The sequence below is a fragment of the Neobacillus sp. D3-1R genome (assembly GCF_052180215.1).
Classification (GTDB): Bacteria; Bacillota; Bacilli; order Bacillales; family Cytobacillaceae; genus Pseudoneobacillus.
On record NZ_CP197471.1, the window covers coordinates 437,012 to 454,358 of the forward strand.

Annotated in this window: 20 protein-coding genes; 12 read left to right on the forward strand and 8 right to left on the reverse strand. The window is 38.1% G+C overall.

Going from position 1 to position 17,347, the window contains the following annotated elements:
* Window positions 1-93 precede the first annotated feature (93 nt).
* From ACSBPO_RS02155 to ACSBPO_RS02175, 5 genes are all read left to right on the forward strand, one after another.
* Window positions 94-648: a biotin transporter BioY gene (locus ACSBPO_RS02155; RefSeq protein WP_442600293.1), complete on the forward strand. Its 555-nt coding sequence runs from the start codon at window positions 94-96 to the stop codon at window positions 646-648.
* 202 nt (window positions 649-850) lie between these two features.
* The gene (locus tag ACSBPO_RS02160; RefSeq protein ID WP_442598328.1) at window positions 851-1,789 is read left to right on the forward strand and encodes a ring-cleaving dioxygenase; all 939 of its coding nucleotides are present in this window, start codon (window positions 851-853) and stop codon (window positions 1,787-1,789) included.
* A gap of 37 nt (window positions 1,790-1,826) precedes the next feature.
* Window positions 1,827-2,441: an alpha/beta hydrolase gene (locus ACSBPO_RS02165; RefSeq protein ID WP_442598330.1), complete on the forward strand. Its 615-nt coding sequence runs from the start codon at window positions 1,827-1,829 to the stop codon at window positions 2,439-2,441.
* Window positions 2,442-2,606: 165 nt separating this feature from the next.
* Window positions 2,607-3,032, forward strand: coding sequence for a MarR family winged helix-turn-helix transcriptional regulator (locus ACSBPO_RS02170; RefSeq protein WP_442598332.1), 426 nt, complete (start codon window positions 2,607-2,609; stop codon window positions 3,030-3,032).
* A gap of 95 nt (window positions 3,033-3,127) precedes the next feature.
* Entirely contained in the window at window positions 3,128-4,327 is a 1,200-nt protein-coding gene (locus ACSBPO_RS02175; RefSeq protein WP_442598334.1) for an MFS transporter, read from the forward strand.
* A gap of 57 nt (window positions 4,328-4,384) precedes the next feature.
* Here the strand turns inward: ACSBPO_RS02175 and ACSBPO_RS02180 are convergent, their stop codons facing one another.
* Window positions 4,385-5,503 carry a metallophosphoesterase gene (locus ACSBPO_RS02180; RefSeq protein ID WP_442598336.1) on the reverse strand — a complete coding sequence of 373 codons (1,119 nt, stop codon included), beginning with the start codon at window positions 5,501-5,503 and terminating at the stop codon, window positions 4,385-4,387.
* Between the two features lie 534 nt (window positions 5,504-6,037).
* Window positions 6,038-6,490, reverse strand: a complete 453-nt coding sequence (locus tag ACSBPO_RS02185) for an Lrp/AsnC family transcriptional regulator (protein WP_442600294.1) — start codon at window positions 6,488-6,490, stop codon at window positions 6,038-6,040.
* 175 nt (window positions 6,491-6,665) lie between these two features.
* On the opposite strand from ACSBPO_RS02185, the gene ACSBPO_RS02190 reads away from it, so the two are divergent.
* Window positions 6,666-6,959, forward strand: coding sequence for a putative quinol monooxygenase (locus ACSBPO_RS02190; RefSeq protein WP_442598338.1), 294 nt, complete (start codon window positions 6,666-6,668; stop codon window positions 6,957-6,959).
* Between the two features lie 21 nt (window positions 6,960-6,980).
* Window positions 6,981-8,099, forward strand: a complete 1,119-nt coding sequence (locus ACSBPO_RS02195) for an NADH-dependent flavin oxidoreductase (RefSeq protein ID WP_442598340.1) — start codon at window positions 6,981-6,983, stop codon at window positions 8,097-8,099.
* A 48-nt stretch (window positions 8,100-8,147) separates the two neighbouring features.
* Here ACSBPO_RS02195 and ACSBPO_RS02200 read toward each other — a convergent pair whose 3' ends face one another.
* The 3 genes from ACSBPO_RS02200 to ACSBPO_RS02210 form a co-directional block, all read right to left on the reverse strand.
* On the reverse strand, window positions 8,148-9,440 hold the full coding sequence (locus ACSBPO_RS02200) for an ammonium transporter (RefSeq protein ID WP_442598342.1): 1,293 nt from the start codon (window positions 9,438-9,440) through the stop codon (window positions 8,148-8,150).
* A gap of 132 nt (window positions 9,441-9,572) precedes the next feature.
* The gene (locus ACSBPO_RS02205) at window positions 9,573-9,893 is read right to left on the reverse strand and encodes a MerR family transcriptional regulator (RefSeq protein WP_442598344.1); all 321 of its coding nucleotides are present in this window, start codon (window positions 9,891-9,893) and stop codon (window positions 9,573-9,575) included.
* Between the two features lie 73 nt (window positions 9,894-9,966).
* Window positions 9,967-10,125 carry a Fur-regulated basic protein FbpA gene (locus tag ACSBPO_RS02210; RefSeq protein ID WP_442598346.1) on the reverse strand — a complete coding sequence of 53 codons (159 nt, stop codon included), beginning with the start codon at window positions 10,123-10,125 and terminating at the stop codon, window positions 9,967-9,969.
* A 214-nt stretch (window positions 10,126-10,339) separates the two neighbouring features.
* Between ACSBPO_RS02210 and ACSBPO_RS02215 the strand changes: the two genes are divergently transcribed.
* Window positions 10,340-11,257, forward strand: a complete 918-nt coding sequence (locus tag ACSBPO_RS02215) for a DMT family transporter (protein ID WP_442598348.1) — start codon at window positions 10,340-10,342, stop codon at window positions 11,255-11,257.
* Between the two features lie 21 nt (window positions 11,258-11,278).
* Here ACSBPO_RS02215 and ACSBPO_RS02220 read toward each other — a convergent pair whose 3' ends face one another.
* Window positions 11,279-12,190 carry an ArsR/SmtB family transcription factor gene (locus ACSBPO_RS02220; RefSeq protein ID WP_442598350.1) on the reverse strand — a complete coding sequence of 304 codons (912 nt, stop codon included), beginning with the start codon at window positions 12,188-12,190 and terminating at the stop codon, window positions 11,279-11,281.
* Between the two features lie 160 nt (window positions 12,191-12,350).
* Here ACSBPO_RS02220 and ACSBPO_RS02225 point away from each other — a divergent pair, with 160 nt between their 5' ends.
* From ACSBPO_RS02225 to ACSBPO_RS02240, 4 genes are all read left to right on the forward strand, one after another.
* Window positions 12,351-13,010 (forward strand): NAD(P)H-dependent oxidoreductase, encoded by a 660-nt coding sequence (locus ACSBPO_RS02225; RefSeq protein ID WP_442598352.1) that lies wholly within the window; start codon window positions 12,351-12,353, stop codon window positions 13,008-13,010.
* A gap of 32 nt (window positions 13,011-13,042) precedes the next feature.
* A complete protein-coding gene (locus tag ACSBPO_RS02230; RefSeq protein WP_442598354.1) occupies window positions 13,043-14,023 on the forward strand; it encodes a quinone oxidoreductase family protein in 981 nt (326 codons plus the stop codon).
* Between the two features lie 208 nt (window positions 14,024-14,231).
* The gene (locus ACSBPO_RS02235; RefSeq protein WP_442598355.1) at window positions 14,232-14,660 is read left to right on the forward strand and encodes an SRPBCC family protein; all 429 of its coding nucleotides are present in this window, start codon (window positions 14,232-14,234) and stop codon (window positions 14,658-14,660) included.
* Window positions 14,661-15,023 carry an ArsR/SmtB family transcription factor gene (locus tag ACSBPO_RS02240; RefSeq protein ID WP_442598357.1) on the forward strand — a complete coding sequence of 121 codons (363 nt, stop codon included), beginning with the start codon at window positions 14,661-14,663 and terminating at the stop codon, window positions 15,021-15,023.
* Between the two features lie 47 nt (window positions 15,024-15,070).
* On the opposite strand, the gene ACSBPO_RS02245 is transcribed toward ACSBPO_RS02240, so the two are convergent.
* Window positions 15,071-15,460, reverse strand: coding sequence for a VOC family protein (locus ACSBPO_RS02245; RefSeq protein ID WP_442598359.1), 390 nt, complete (start codon window positions 15,458-15,460; stop codon window positions 15,071-15,073).
* Between the two features lie 11 nt (window positions 15,461-15,471).
* Window positions 15,472-17,253, reverse strand: a complete 1,782-nt coding sequence (locus ACSBPO_RS02250) for an ABC transporter substrate-binding protein (RefSeq protein WP_442598361.1) — start codon at window positions 17,251-17,253, stop codon at window positions 15,472-15,474.
* Window positions 17,254-17,347 lie beyond the last annotated feature (94 nt).

Consider the following 17,347-nt stretch of genomic DNA (forward strand, 5'->3'; position numbering starts at 1 on the left):
CGGAGAATCCACTATCTTTAACTTAGTAAGTTGATAGTTTAAGGAGGAAAATGTGTGAGAAATTTAAAAACGATTGATATCACTCTTGTGGGGATGTTTGTTGCTTTAATGGCGATTGGCTCCAATATTACCTCGATTGTACCATTTATGGTTGTAGGAGGAGTGCCGATCACGTTACAAACCTTTTTTGCGATTTTAGCAGGACTAGTACTCGGTAGTCGTGTTGGCTCGATTGCCATGATTACATATACATTAGTTGGTTTAGTTGGGGTTCCTGTTTTTGCGCAATTTGGAAGCGGTTTTTCTACTTTACTTAGCCCTACATTTGGATTTATTCTTTCCTTTATTTTAGTCGCGTATGTTGTAGGGAAAATGGTTGAAAAAAACAGAAGTGTTACTACTTTTGTGGTAGCTGCATTAGTTGGTTTCGTGATTAATTATGTAGTTGGAACAAACTGGATGTATTATGGCTATAAATTTTGGGCTGCTGCACCAGAAGGCTTCAGCTATAAAATGGCTTGGCTTTGGATGGTTGTTCCGCTTCCAAAGGATGTAATCTTAGCGGTATTTGCTGGGATTTTAGGCCACAGACTAGAAAAGACTGTATTATCAAAGGGCCAGTTTAAGCATCTAAAAAGAGCAGCATAGTAATAAAATAATATGGAGTGCCGAACCTGTAAGTGGGGTTCGGCACTCCTTTTGTCTGCTTAGTTGACAAATTCTATTTATTCATTTATCCTTAATTCAAGATACTTTAATTTGAGATATTTTGATATTTGGAAACTATGAGAATAGGGAAGACTATTTTTGATGGAAAAATATTGTATTTAGAAATAAAGGAGTGAACGGCATGACTAAAAAAACAATGGGTATTCATCATATTTCAGCGATTGTCGGACATCCTCAAGAAAATGTTGATTTTTATGCGGGTGTATTAGGCCTACGCTTAGTGAAACAAACCGTTAACTTTGATGACCCAGGAACCTATCATCTTTATTTTGGTGATGAAAGTGGTAACCCAGGAACGATTATTACCTTTTTTCCATGGGCAGATGCTTATTCAGGGCGAATTGGCGATGGTCAAGTAGGGGTGACATCCTATCTTGTTCCAACAGGGGCTATGGAATTCTGGGAAAAGAGATTACAACATTTTAAGATTCCTTTTACAAAAATGATACGCTTTGGCGAAGAATATCTAGTGTTTGGGGATCCGCATGGTCTTCATTTAGAGATAGTCGAAAGAGAAGATGGTCAAAAGAACACTTGGGATTTTGATGGTATTTCTTCTGATGTAGCTATTAAGGGATTTGGCGGAGCTACTCTTCTATCTGCAAGACCTGATGAAACCGCACATCTTCTTGAACATGTAATGGGATTAGAGAAAGTCGGTGAAGAAGGAGAGTTCGTTCGATTTCGTTCCATAGGTATCATTGGAAATATCATTGATTTAAAGAAGACATCAAGTGGCCGAGGGAGAATGGGTGTCGGAACGGTTCATCATATTGCTTGGCGTGCAAAGGATGACCAAGATCAATTAGACTGGAAAAAGCTTATCGAAAGCAATGGATATGGGGTAACGCCCGTTAAAGACCGGAATTACTTTAATGCGGTTTACTTTAGAGAACATGGGGAAATTCTTTTTGAAATTGCTACAGATCCACCTGGTTTTGCTTATGATGAGTCACAGGCTACCATGGGAGAAAAATTGATGCTACCTCCACAATATGAATCACAAAGAGAGAAGATTGAACAAGGATTGATTCCGATTACAGTAAGAGAACTAGACTAAACATGTTTGTGGAATGAGTTAGGAAGGAGAATCAGAGATGAAACATATTTTTCAAAAAGGTAAGGATGACACGAAATCGACTTTTCTTTTACTTCATGGAACGGGTGGAAATGAATTAGATCTAATCCCTTTAGCAGGTAAAATAGATGAAGATGCTTCCTATTTAAGTGTGCGCGGAAATGTGTTAGAAAATGGTATGCCTCGATTTTTCCGCAGACTAGCAGAAGGCGTTTTTGATGAGGAAGATTTAATTTTTCGAACAAAGGAACTGAATGATTTTATAGATGAAGTATCCGTAAAATATGGATTTGACCGCGGAAATGTGATTGCAATTGGGTATTCTAATGGTGCAAACATAGCAGGAAGTTTATTGTTTCACTACCAAGATGCATTGAAAGGGGCAATCCTCCATCATCCGATGGTTCCAATAAAGGGGATCGAATTACCAGACCTAACTGGAACATCTGTATTTATCGGTGCTGGAACCAATGACCCTATCTGCTCCCCGTTAGAATCTGCTGAATTACAATCTATATTAGAAAGAGCCAATGCAAAAGTTCATCTACATTGGGAAAATAGAGGGCATCAATTGACATATGATGAAGTAGAAGCGGCTGCAGAGTGGTATAAGAAAAACGTAGTGGGGAAATAAAATTAGAGCTAATCTATGATGGATTAGCTCTTTTTTTTTTAGAAATGGTTTGTAGCGAGTAAGACTCCTAGTTCCAGTTTAAATTAGGAATTGGAATTATTGACCATTTCATATTGGATGTGATATATTTCATATGTGAAATATTTGGTGGAGGGCAAAAAAGTTATGCAACTCGAAACACTTCGTCTTCTTTACTTAAAAATTAGAGATGTTAATAATCTTTCCCAAAAGCACTTTAGTCAATGTCTCGAAGAAAAAGAGATTACTCCTGTACAATTTGGGGTTTTAACTACTTTGCAGAGTGGGGAACCGATGACAATGACCAAACTTTATACATTAGTTGGTTGTGTTCCAAGTAATATGACTACACTGATTAATCGTATGGTCCGTGACGAATTAGTGCAAACAACTAAGAATCCCGATGATCAACGTCAAACCTTAGTTTATTTAACGCCAAAAGGTGAGGAGTTGCGAGCCTCTTTGACTAGTTTATACCAATCCTTTCTGGAGTCTAATTTCAAAGTGCTTAGTAATGAAGAACAGGAAAGTCTTTTGGGAATGATGTTAAAGCTAGAAAAAAGCCTAAGTTAATTAGGCTTCTATTTTAAGTGTATATTTCACATATGAAATAAAAAAAGCATCGATAAATACTTCATATATGAAGTAATTTAAAAAGGAGAATGAAAATGAAAAGAAATGAGAAAGGTTTATTATTCTTATTGGGGTTAACCGCTTTTTTTATCGGACTTGACTCTCTCGTGGTTTCACCTTTGATTCCGCAAATTTTGCAATCTAGCAAAGCTCCATTGGAACTAGGCGGTTTATTAATTACCGTTTATGCGTTGTTTTATGGGGTTTCGGCACCTTTGTTTGGTCCAATTTCCGATAGAATTGGACGAAAAAAGATGATTACAGTGGGCATGTTTATTTTTTCAGTCGGCACATTTTTTACCGGAATGACAACTCAGTTTCCTATTATTTTAGTGTTTAGAGCCCTTACTGGATTATCTGGAGCAATGGTGATTCCTAGTATCTTTGCATTCATCGGAGATACCATTGCTCCGGAAAAGAAAGGGAGGGCAATGGGAATAGTCATGGGTTCAATGATTGGCTCGACCGTTTTAGGAGTACCAATTGGAGCATTTATTGCAAACGTGACCTCTTGGCAATGGACATTTCTTATCATCGGTTTATTTTCTATTATTATATTTGGACTGAATATCATAGGCTTACCAAAAAACTCACCACAAATGAAGACTCAAATTTCACCAGTTAAAGCCTATTTAGGTCAGTTCAAAAGGGTATTTACTAATGTTTCTGTTTTGTTTGCGCTATTGGCTACATTTTTATGGACAATTGGACTTCATGGAATGTTCTCTTATATAGGGGTCTTTTACCAGCAAAACTTTCATTTGGAGTTAGATCAATTAGGAATCGTCATTTTCCTTGCTGGTTTTGCAAGTGTAGTAGGAAATATCATGGGAGGAAGATGGTCCGATAAAGTGGGTTTGAAAAAGGTAATTTATATTGCGAGTTTTTCAGCTGCTCTATTTGTATTCCTTTTTTCATGGATGACGCAATATTTCCTTTTGGCAGTTGTAGTTCATATACTGTGGAGTGCAGCAATTGGGTTTGGGCAGGCATCTTTAACTTCCTTAATAGCGGATTTGAATCCTAAAACAAGAGGAACGGTCATGTCATTAAATAGTTCGGCTATGTATTTAGGAATGACATTTGCTTCAGGAACGGCTTCGTATTTACTTGTTGAATACAGCTTTTTGGCGATTGGCATTTTTTGTGCTCTTGCGGCTCTTTTAGTTCTACCGGTTATTTCTAAAGTAATGGAGGAGAAAGTTGAGAAGAGTACCGTTACATTAGGCCAATAATCTTCATAGAAGAAAGAGCTATTCCTTAGTGGATTAGCTCTCACTTTTATATGGGATTTAAATATTTTTTGTAAAACTAACATCGATTTGAATGATTTCTGAGCGGCTGCCAATTCGAAGTGGTGGCCCCCAGAAACCAAACCCTGACGAAACAATCGCATGAAGTTGATTAAATTGTTGGTGGCCCCAATCAAGGTCAAATATTCGTCTGGTGATCAGATGATTAGGTGCCATTTGACCTCGATGTGTATGTCCGGATAATAAAAGATCCATTCCGTTTTGAACCGCCTGTTTAATCTCAGCCGGTTGATGGTCCATCATGATAATGGGATAAGTATGATCGAGACCTTTGACAAGCCCTTCAATGGATTGACGTTTATGGTCCGTTTTATCTTTGCGTCCCACAAGGAAAAAGGATTCATCGATTTTGACAATCTCATCTTGTAAAATTTTTATGCCAATGCGATTCATTTCTGCGATAAATTCAGGTATCGCTCGACCATAGTATTCATGATTTCCGAGAACCCCATATATACCTAATGGAGCTGATAAATCCTTCAATACATCCCCCATTTTTTTCTGAATAAATGGTTTTGGGTCATCATCAATGATGTCACCTGGTAATAAGATTAAATCGGGTTTCATATCGTTTATGTTTTTTACAAGACGACGAGAATGTGCTAAGCCGGATAAATTGCCAAAATGCATATCAGAAGCCATAGCAATTCGTAATTGGGTTCTGTTGCTAACTAGCTTCGGTATTTCCAACGTATAGGTACGGATGATTGGGCTATAAGCATTGAATGTTCCGTATAGTAAGAGACCGATAAAGGTAATGATAACGATTGTGCCTGTTGCAGCTATAACAGTTTCAGGTGAAAAACCTAAAAGAGTGAGAATGAAAACCATTAAGTTTGCAACAGGTAAGATTAAAACAGCGTACTGAAGAATGCCAAACCAGTAGGCACCTATGATTTTGAAAATCGTAAAGGAATGGTGGAAACGGCCGATTAAGTAAGAATAAGAAAGTAGTATTAGGATGATTCCCAGCACCCATTTATCCTCCAGGCCTAAGGCGGCATGTAACCAAGCCCAAAGATTCCATCCAATATAGAATGTCAGTGCTGTGTAAATAATAAAAAAGATTAGGATTCGAAAGACAACACGTGGGTTCATGTAGAATAACCTTCCTTATTGATTAGTTCGTATAAAGTACAATAAGCTATCCTATGGGAAAAGTCTATTTTGAAAGATCGGCATGAGGAGCTAAATGAAAAAATGTTAGGTACCTTTGGGAGAGAATCCCTTTGGTAACTAACATTCAGATTTTGGAACGTTTTATTTGTGTTTTTTAGGATAAATGCACATTTTTTAGAGATTTTTTACGAGAAAAGTAAGGTTTTTTGAAAAAAATAGCTAAAATACTTTGTATCATGAGAAGTATTTGGAGTATATGCTCGACTAACCAAGGGAAATGCTCGAGTTAAAAAATATATGCTCGACTTTCAGAGAGAAATGCTCGAGTTTGAAAAAATATGCTCGACTTTCATAGGGAAATGCTCGAGTTTAAAAAAATATGCTCGACTTTCGAAGTGAAATGCTTGAGTTTAAAAAAATATGTTCGACCTTCAAAGGGAAATGCTCGAGTTTGAAAAAATATGCTCGACTTTCAAAGGGAAATGCTCGAGTTTAAAAAAATATGCTCGACTTTCAGAAGGATATGCTCGAACCCTCATCCCCAAACCGTATTGGACCAGATTGTATTGGTGAAGACAACACAATCAAAGTGGTTGATTTTCCGTACTTCATTGTATTATTTATAAACAATTCCAACTGAGAAACAGATGAAGTAACAATTTTAACTAAATAGCTGTATTGCCCAGCTAGTCTGTTGCATTCAACAACTTCGGGATGATTTTTACAAAATTCTACAAACTGCTCACAACGTTCGGTATCAAATAATATAAACGCGGAAATGGGTTTATTGACTTTTTCAGGATTGATGACCACGGAGTATTGTTGAATAATCCCTCTTTCTTCAAGCTTTCGTACCCGCTCCGCTGCAGCAGGGGCAGTCAGGGCCACTTTTTTACCCAATTCGGTCATCGTCATTCTTCCGTTGGCTTGTAATTCCTCTAGTATTTTTAAATCGGTTTGATCCATATTGGTTGTACCATCCATTCTTTCTTCTTTCCTTTAGATTATCGGAAAATTTATATTTTTGGCAATACAGAAGGCAGTTTATTTGTAATTTTTGTTAGAGTGATTTACCGTTAATTCGAGATATTTTTAAACAAATAGGGAAAAATAGAACAGTTGTTTAAAGGAGGAAATGCAAATGTTAGTTTTACATGCCTATATTAAGGTGGACCCAACACAATGCGAGGTATATCTGGAACATGCTCGTGAAGTGATGAAGGGTTCAAAGGCGGAAGCGGGTTGCAACAGCTATCATCTTTATGAGGACACCCTTGAGCCAAATAGCTTTGTGATGGTCGAGGAATGGAAGGATGCTGCTGCACTTGAACATCATTTTTCTACTGAACATTATAAAGCATTTAAAGAAGCAACAGGTTCTATGTTAGCGGAACCACCAACATTAGTACGTTATGAAATAGCTTCGAAACAATAAAAACAACTGGAGGCTTACAACATGAATCCTACATACAAACTACTTTTTGAGCCATTTTCATTCCGAAATGGTGTAAGTTTAAAAAATCGTATTATCATGGCACCGATGACGAATTTTTCCTCAAATCCTGATGGGACCGTCTCTGATTCAGAGGTAGCTTACTATGCTCGGCGATCTAGCGGAGTAAGTATGGTGATTACAGCTTGTACGTTTGTGACAGCTAATGGTAAAGGGTTTCAAGGTGAATTCGCTGGAAATAGTGATGAAATGATTCCCAGTCTTAAAAGACTCGCTTCCGCCATCAAGGAGCAAGGGGCAAAAGCGATTCTGCAAATCTTTCACGGTGGTCGTGAATGCCCGTCAGACTTAGTGAATGGAGATGTAGTTAGTGCAAGTGCGGTCCAATCGGAACGAAGTGGTTCAAATGTTCCAAGGGAACTATCCGATGAAGAGGTACAATCGATTATTCGTGATTTTGGCGAAGCGACACGCCGTGCGATTGAGGCAGGTTATGATGGCGTAGAAATTCATGGTGCAAACGGATACTTAATTCAACAATTTTTCTCTCCACATTCCAACCGTCGTGAAGATCGTTGGGGTGGAAGTATTGAAAAAAGATTATCCTTTCCACTTGCTGTAGTGGATGAAGTTCAGAAAGTGGTTAATGAGCATGCGAAAGAACCATTTATAGTTGGCTATCGCTTTTCACCAGAGGAGCCTGAAACCCCAGGTATTACAATGGCTGATACATTAGTATTAATCGATGCCTTAGCTGATAAAAATTTAGACTATCTACATGTCTCGCAAACGGATTTCTGGGCAAAGCCAAGAAGAGGAGTAGAAGATTCTCGAACTCGATTAGAAATCATTCATGAACGTGTGGGCGATAAGGTTCCTGTGATAGGTGTTGGTTCTATTTACAGTGCTGAAGATGCGGGAAGAGCTATACAGACAGGTCTTCCATTATTGGCATTAGGGCGGGAATTAATTATTGATCCAGATTGGGTTCAAAAAGTGGAAAGCGGCAAAGAGAACGAAATCGAAACAAAAATTGATAAAAATGCACAGGATCGACTTGTTGTTCCGGATCCTTTATGGCAGGCTATAGTGAACTCTCCAGGATGGTTTCCGGGAGTTTAATCTCATATCAAAAGGGATGTTCATTTGAAAAGAACATCCCTTTTATTTTTAACTGGTCTGTGTTGTATGGTGAGTTGTATGAATCACTTGTCCTTTCGGTTCAGATTTTACTAACTCAGGATAACCATAGCTTCCGTGTTCACTCATATCTAAGCCCATCATCTCTTCTTCTTCTGTGACACGTAATCCATTCATCACCTTTTTCATGACGGTTAGAATAACGAATGCCACAACAAAAGCGTAGGCTGCACAAGTGAAAATACCTATTGCCTGGACCTCTAATTGCTCCCATCCACCACCATAGAATAAGCCTGGTTTTCCAACTGTTGCTAACTCTTTAGTGGCGAAGAAGCCAGTTGATAATGTTCCCCAGATCCCTGCTGTACCATGAACCGATAAGGCGAAAATGGGATCGTCTATTTTTTTACTTTCAAAAAAGCGAATACTGTAGAAGACGAGAATACCCGCAATAAAGCCAATGACGACGGCTGCCCATGTATGAACAAAAGCGCAAGAAGCGGTAATAGCAACAAGCCCAGCAAGAGCTCCATTTAACATCATAGGGACATCGGCTTTACCGACTACGATCCAGGAAATGAATAAGGCGGCAATAGTTCCAGCGGCAGCAGCGAGGTTTGTGTTAAGGGCAACAAATCCAAAGAAGGCACCATCAACGGAAATGGTACTGCCGGCATTAAAGCCAAACCACCCCACCCATAATAACAGTACACTTAGCGCCGTAAATACTTGATTATGTCCTTCGAGATTATTGGATGAGCCATCTTTATTGAATTTACCAATTCGAGGTTTTAATAGAATCGTAGCAGCAAGCGCAGCCATTGCACCGGTTAAATGAACAACCGTGGAGCCGGCAAAATCTTGTTTACCGTGTTCAGCTAACCAACCCCCTCCCCAAATCCAATGGGCAATTGGGGGATAAACCAGTACAGAAAAGAATAAGGCGAAGGCAAGATAGGCAGATAATTTAGCTCGTTCTGCAAAACCTCCAAAAGCAATCGTTAAGGAAATTCCTGCAAAGGCTAGCTGAAATAAAAAGAAGACGGAACCGGAGAGATTAAGCCCCTCCATATCATATCCAGAATAAAAGAAATCAGAGAAGCCAATTAAAGCATTACCCTTCCCGAAAATGAGGCCGTATCCTACAGCCCAAAAAACAATGGAGGAGATACCAAAAGTAAGAATGGTTTTACCAGCAATATGCCCAGCATTTTTCATTCGGGTTGAACCAGTTTCCAGAAGAATAAATCCTCCGATCATTAAAATTACAAGAACAGCAGCTACCATTACCCACAGGCTGTTCATTAAAAATAAAGTATCCATTTAACATTCGCCCCTTCCAGATTATGAATATAATTTGTATTTTCTCATCTGAAAGGAGTGTTATCTATAAAACTGTAAGGATATCTAACATCATTTTTATTGAGTAAGAGACTGGAAGGTTAATTGGGGGAGTTAAGGTTTTCTGAAGCCAAATTGGGCGTTAAGCTGTCCTTGTATCATTTTATTGCGGATTTCTTTTTCATTGATTGCCTTTTGTTTGCGAACCATTTCTTGTCTGATTTCATAAGTTTGGACTCCATCTTCAATTTTATTAGCGATTTCCATAAGCAACTCAACATCTGAAAAAGAATACCTTCTGCTGCCACCTGCTGTACGTTCTGGAAACAGTAGTTTTCTTTCTTCGTAGTATCGAATCTGTCTTTCAGAAAGGCCTGTTAGTTCTCGTACAATACCTATGGTAATCACTTTCTTTTCTTTATAATTATTTTCCATACCATGTTCACCACACCTTTGTTTTGTGTTAGTAACATTATATGTTAGAAAACCTAACGTGTGGTATTGGAATTTACTTAACTGCTCTATATTTTTTATAAAGCTGTTTCATTTCACTTAAGGTGAGTTCATAAAGTTGCTGCTCCGAATGCTTATAGACACCAGCTTCTATTAGCTTTTCAATGTAATATTCTCTTGCCTTTTCAACAGCTTGGCGAAGTTGATTTGACATGGTGATGACCTCCGTATTAAATCTAAAATGGCAAGATTTTTTGCCTTTTTACCATATGAAAGGGAGAATCTATTGGATTATGATTTTACGAAAAAAGGGCAGTAAAAGGAGCCTAAATTTGCATCATATTTAGGGAAGCGAATAAAGTAGGTCTATTTATTTCAAAGTCTGATATAATGATAAAATTCAATTCCACTAGAGAAGAGGTCCTACTATGAAAAATACGCGAATATATCTCGTCTTAGTCGGGGTTATGTTTGCTTGGGGCTTTAATGTTTCCATATTGAAGATTTTGGTTAGTCATGTGAAACCAGTTACGATTACCTCACTGAGGGTTTTTACAGCGGGTATATTCGTGCTGATCGTACTTTCTTTTATGAAGAAAGTCCGAAAGCCAACGATAAATAAACTTAAGTACATTATCTTTGGCGGATTATTAAATGTGGTCAGTCATCATTATTTTTTGTCTGTAGGATTAACTCAAACAACAGCAACAAATGGTGGACTTATACTAGGAGCTGGTCCGCTGTTAACCGCGATTCTATCTTCTGTTTTTCTTAAAAGAAAACCAACAATGGTTCGGGCTACTGGTTTTCTTCTTGGTAGTATTGGGGTTTTTCTCACCGTATTATCAGGCGGAAAAGGATTATCGGGGTTGTCCATCGGTGACTTATTTGTGTTTATATCCATTCTTGCCCAAGCTTTAAGTTTCATCATTATAAGTAAAGCGGCCAAAACATTGGATCCGCGTTTATTAACAGGTTATATGTTAGTGTTTGGTTCGCTGATTTTATTTTCGATTAGTCTTGTAAAGGAACCTGGTGCTCTTGAAGGGATGTGGAAACTGCCGATAGGTATCTGGGTAGCGTTTTTTTTCTCTGCCATAGTGGCAACCGCCTTAGGTCATATGATTTACAATCATTCGATTAGTAAAATTGGAGCGGCGGAGGCTTCCATTTTTCTAAACTTAAATACCTTTTTCTCCATGGTAGCTTCAGCTGTCATGTTAGGGGAAAAAATTACTCAGCATCATCTGTTAGGGCTATTGTTTATTATTACGGGGGTTTTGCTCGGTTCTGGAACAATAGAGGAACTGATCATCAAACGTCAAAAAGCTTCTTATAGACATTAAAATAAGCTGCCGTGGGGCAGCTTATTTTTTTATATAATGATTAAATTGTTCAGTTAGTTCAGTCATACCGATTGGTCGATAAATAAAGAATTCGCTGCAAAACTCGTCCGTGTGATAGGCTGTGACAAGTCCAGCTGTACGTAACAGCATAACATGATGATGGACGGTACTTTTCGAAACGTCAAAATGCTTTAAAATTTCCGAGAACGTTTTGGGACCCTCTGATAAAAGCTTCAATATTCGAAGACGGTTTTCATCCGCTAAAGCTTTTGTAAGTCTTACTAATTTTTTAGAAGGTTGATAGGGATCCATTTCTGGTCGGTCAACCGGAAATAAAATTTGAGCAATGTTCTTAAATTTATTAATTCTGATAAGCGGGTTCATATGGTATGAGGGAATGAGAATAACCTGCTGTAATCCTTCATATGCCTCGATTTTTAATCCGCCGGAAGCTTTTTCTACAAATGAAATAGGATCCTCCTCCATCGGCTTACCTTCCCACTCAAGAAAAGACTCTCTTAATAAGTCTAGTATTTCAGTATCCATTTTTGAAAAATATTGCTCATTCCAAATATGAAGCAGATGAACATATTGATCCCGAATAACTGTTAAATCAGTTGGTAAAGATTCCGATACATATGAAAACAATTTTTCATACAAATCACCTGGTTGTAGAGAGCGGAGCCAATTTAAAAAGACATCTATATTTTCTTTTTCTGGAGATTGCCAAACCAACAAATATAAATAACTAAAACAAGGAATGTCCTTAGGGTTTCCGAAGTCAATATGATGAGCATCCAAATTTTCTTGGACCTGCTTAACCCAATCGGTTCCAAGGTCTACGTTTTTTATAGATTTTTTTGAAAGAAATAATTCAAGGCTATTCACCAATTCGTACAACGGTGAAAACTCAAAAACCACTCTATATCCCATTTGTTTCACCTCTTATAATCAGTCTACCATAATAGAAAAAAATATTAAATGTGGGAAATAGTTGCAATTTTAATTCTGTACATTATAATGAACTTATCTAGTTGTTCTATAAAAATAGAACAATATAAATAATTCGTTTTTACAAATGGAGGAAAATGCAATGAACGTTTTAATGGTATATGCTCATCCGTCTCCGACATCCTATAATGCAGCCCTAAAGAATGCAGCTGTAGAAGCATTGGTTGAAAGGGGAGTGTCAGCAAAAGTTTCTGATTTATATGGAATGAACTTTAACCCTGTTGCCCAATTGAGTGATACAGTCGTGCCGAAAAATCTAGAAGAAGTTCCAGAGGATTTACGAATAGAACGGGAAAAAGTAAGTTGGGCTGATTTTATTATTTTTCAATTTCCAATGTGGTGGACCTCATCGCCAGCCATTTTAAAAGGCTGGTTTGATCGTGTATTTGCAGCTGGTTTTGCTTACGGACCTGGACTTTACAATCATGGCAACTTGAAGGGGAAGAAGGCGATGTTATCCTTTACTACTGGCGGGCGACATTTGGGAAGCTACGGACCGAATGGTTTAAAAGGGAAAATGGATGAACGTTTGTTTAACTTCCAACATGAAATTTTATATTTTTCCGGCATGGAGGTCATCGAGCCATTTATTGTTCCGTCTGGGGTTAGTGAGGATGAACGTAAGGAATTTTTAGTGCAGGTAAAAGAACGAATGAGGGTTCTTGAAAAGTTGCCAACGCTGAAGTTTCATCCGCTGGAGGATTACGAGGGTGGACAGTTAAAAGAAAGTGTCGTTTTATAATAAAAATAAATCACAATAAGGGGAGAGATAAAATGTTAGCTGTTACAGTCAATCCAAATATAGAAAAGTCATTAAAATTAGAGGAAGTACCTATGCCGAGTCTTGATGCAGGGGAAGTATTGGTGAAAATCAAAACCGCGGCGTTAAACCACCGTGATATTTATGTAAATAGCGGTCGCTGGTCTTATGTGCAGAGTCTTGGTAATCAACTAATCGCTGGTGGAGACGGTGCTGGTGTGATTGCGGAATTAGGACCTGGAGTAGAAGGCTGGTCTGTTGGAGAGGAAGTCATATTGAATCCGTATGACATGGTGAATGAAAGGTTCCTAGGGGGTCCGGAGAATGGAACGTTTGCTGAATATGTAAGCATTTCAGCTGGTGCCATTTTAAGAAAACCAGAATACCTAACGTTTGAAGAAGCGGCAGCAACTCCACTTGCGTTAAGTACCGCTTGGGGAAATGTGGTTACTCAAGGTAAATTAAAGCAAGGGGAAACTCTTTTATTGCAAGGAATTGGCGGAGGGGTAGCCTTATTTATCCTACAGCTTGCATTAGCAAAAGGTGTGAAGGTGATCGTGACATCTGGTTCGGATGATAAAATCACGCGTGCAATTGAAATGGGTGCAATTGCGGGCTTTAACTATAAAACAGAGAACATTGCTGAAAAAGTATTGGAATTTACATCTGGTAAAGGGGTGGATGTTGTCATTGACAGCAGTGGGAAGGATTCCATTGAAAGCAGCATCCAATCGCTTTCTGAAAATGGACGTTTACTTTCATTTGGTTCTACAACTGGACCGCTGGATGGAAAAAAATTAGAGAAAGTAAATCTGGTTGAAACAGAAATGGTTAGTCAACAAGACTTAGAAGAAGCCCTAGAGTTTTATGCAGTACAGAAGCTACACCCAATTCTTTCTCGAAAAGTGTACCGTTTAGAAGAAATCAAAGAAGCGTATCAAGAGCTTGAAGAAGCGAGGCAATTTGGAAAAATTGTTATTAGAGTAGCGGAATAATCAAAAATGAGGGCATCTTCCAAAGGGGAGGATGCCTGTTTTTATTATTAATCAAACGTTTGATTGAATTCCAGAACAAGGATAAAGCCCTAAAGCAGGGTGAATAATAAGGGAATGGTCAACCTTGACATGAAACCAAATGGTTTTATATAATGTAAAAAGTGAAACCAAATGGTTTTATATTTAGATGGAAGAAGGTAAAAAGATTATGGAAACAAATCAAGCTACACTACCTGATATTAAGCAAACCGTTGTTTTTGATGCTCCTATTCAAAAGGTATGGAATACGGTATCAACGGCAGAAGGAATATCTTCCTGGTTCATGCCGAATGATTTCAAATTGGAAATGGGATATGAGTTTCATATTCAATCACCATTTGGCCCATCACCATGTAAAGTGACCGAAATTGATGAGCCTTATAAGCTTACTTTTAAATGGGATACGGATGGCTGGTTTGTATCCTTTATTTTAAAAGAGTTAGGTGATAAAACAGAGTTTACGCTCATCCATGGCGGTTGGAAATCAGCTGAAGAAACGATTACAAAAGCAAACCAAAAAAGCGCTATTATTCGTGAAACAATGTCTCAGGGTTGGACAGGTATTATGCAAAAACTTCAAAAGGTTGTGGAGAGCTAAGTGTCCGCAACAGCTCAAAAACATGATGTTTTTCAAGCAATAGCTGATCCGACTCGTAGAGAGGTTCTCCGATTACTTTCGCAAAAGGAATTGCCGATTTCAGAGATTACAGCTCATTTTCCAATGAGCCGGACAGCGATAGCGAAGCATCTCCAAATTCTATCGGAAGCTCAATTAGTGAGCGGAAGAAAGGTAGGGCGAGAAAAACGTTATCGTTTGCAACCAGAATCTTTAACAGAATTAAAAGACTGGTTGTCTTATTTTGAACAATTCTGGAGTAACAAGTTATCGATACTAAAGCATATTGTTGAAAACAAAGGCGGAAATGAATTGAAAGTCGTTCAGCGGGATTCCGATGAATAGAACGAATAGATAAGGCAGACATTCCAAGGTGTCTGTCTTTCTTTTAATTACAAATCTTTAGCATCCACATTTAGTTCAATCAAATTGCCATCGGGGTCGGCACAGAATAGTTGGGCGAAACCACTTTTGCTATCCGGCTTTTCTAAAACCTCTATACCGTTTTGCTTTAGCCAGTTTAGAGCCTTATGGTAATCCTCAACTCTAAGAGCGAAGTGACCTTCTCTGCTGCTTAAAGATTTTTCTTGGCGAATGGTCTGAGACGATGGATGGACAATAAGATGAAGCTGTTGATTTCCAATGCCATACCACGCACCAGGAAAATCAAAGTTAGGTCTTTCTATTTCCTCGAGGCATAATATTCTTCCATAAAACTCCTTTGCTCGTTCAAGGTCTGTAACCGTAAGGCTGACGTGGTGCAGCTCTTTATATGTAATCATATTTTCATCTCCTAATCTGAGTGTTTAAACCAGATATTTTTATAGTCTACTTTTCCCCAAGAATTTAACATCATTCCCTGTAAGGAATGGTTATGCACTACCGTTTGTTGAACATGATAAAGGTAAAGTAAGTTAAAATCATTTTTTAATGATTGTTGAATTTTGTTCAGGTATTCCATGCGAATAGCAAGGTCCGTTTCTTTTTTACATAATGAAATATGTTCATTGACGAATTGCCTTTGCTTTTCACCTAAATGATTATGAATAACCCCATTAGAATTCATAAACATCTCGATGATTGAAATATCTTCCTGTTCCCCAAGAACCTCTCCAGCAACAATAAGGTCTGCTTTCATGAATACGTCTCGTTGAGTTAAATCCTTAATAGGTAGGATAACGACTTCGATTTGGATACCCATTTTTTTAAGTTCATTCTGAATCCATTTAGCATTTCGTTCATTCGTCGGCATTTCGTATGTATAGAGGAAAAGGGTCTCCCCGTTATAGGATGAATTTTTTAACAGCTTTACTGCTTTTTCGATATTACTTTCATTTGCAAAATTCACCCGGCTTTGCTCTGGAAAAAAACAGGTAGCTGGTATTCCACTTATGTTCAGCTCTTTTAACATTTTTTTACGATCTATCGCCAAATGAATGGCAGAACGTAGATGTTCATCTTGAAGGGGCCCTTCTTTTCCTAAATGAAAGGTAAGGTAGGTACAGCCTTTCTCCCATTTTTGAATATGAGTATGTGAATCTTTGTTAACGGGAAATTCTCCGAAATAGATATCGTCCTTTTCTAACTGATGGACCATCCGGCTTTCCTCATAATTCGGCCATACCCACATTTCGATTCGATCTAGATGGGGTCTTCCAGCGAAATAATGTTCATTAGCGGTAACGGTTAACATGGATTCATTATTTTCTTCCATTCGAAAAGGTCCAGTCCCAATGGGCAATCGTGCAAAGGGATGTCCAAATTTCCATTCATCCATATCAGAGGGGACGATGGAAAAATTTTCGGAACATAGGAAGTGAATAAATAATACATTTGACTCGCGGAGAATCAATTCAAATGAATATCTTCCAATGATTTTTATTTCCTTTAGAATCATTTTTATATTATCATCGCTTGATTCTTTTAGAATGCGCTCAAAAGTAAAGGCAATATCTTCTGAGGTTAAAGACTTACCATGGTGGAAGCGAATGCCTTTTCGTAAAAAGAATCGCCAACTGGTATAATCCTCATTGGATTCCCAAAAGTACGCGAGCTCAGGTACAATTTGTTTCGTTTTTGAATCATAGGTTACGAGAGTATTAAAAATTTGCTTCACCCAATGAGCCTCCGTGCGGCGATGAACGAAGGTGGGATCTAAGTCTAGTACAGGACGATAAAAAGGAAAACGAAGGACATCCTGTTCATTGTTTAAGTGGAATCCTAGATGACGATACAGCCATTCGGTGAATTCAAATTTAACGAGTTGAATGTGTTCTTCATTAATGAGTTTCCATGCATCGTCTAGTTTCTTTTCTAATGCCAGCTGCTTTGCTTTTTCTAAAATAAAGTCATGAAGCGGTTGTTTAAATGTCAGTTGTGATGGATTTCCACGTCCACGGCCGGGTTGCCAGAGGATCCAATTTTGTTCAGACATCCTGTTTAAAACCAATTGTGTATTCCTACGCGTGCAGTCTAAAATTTCCGTTATGTCATCAATTCGAACGGGATAACTTTCACCTTCAGGGATATGCCGAAAGTGCTTTCTCAATGTGAGATAATATTGTTCTATGTTCATCACTATTTTAGAAAAGGTGAAATTACCTTTTTCTACCTTTCGCTTTTTCTTCTTCTTTTTAAAAAGTATAATTCTCGATATCAATCTGGTAAAG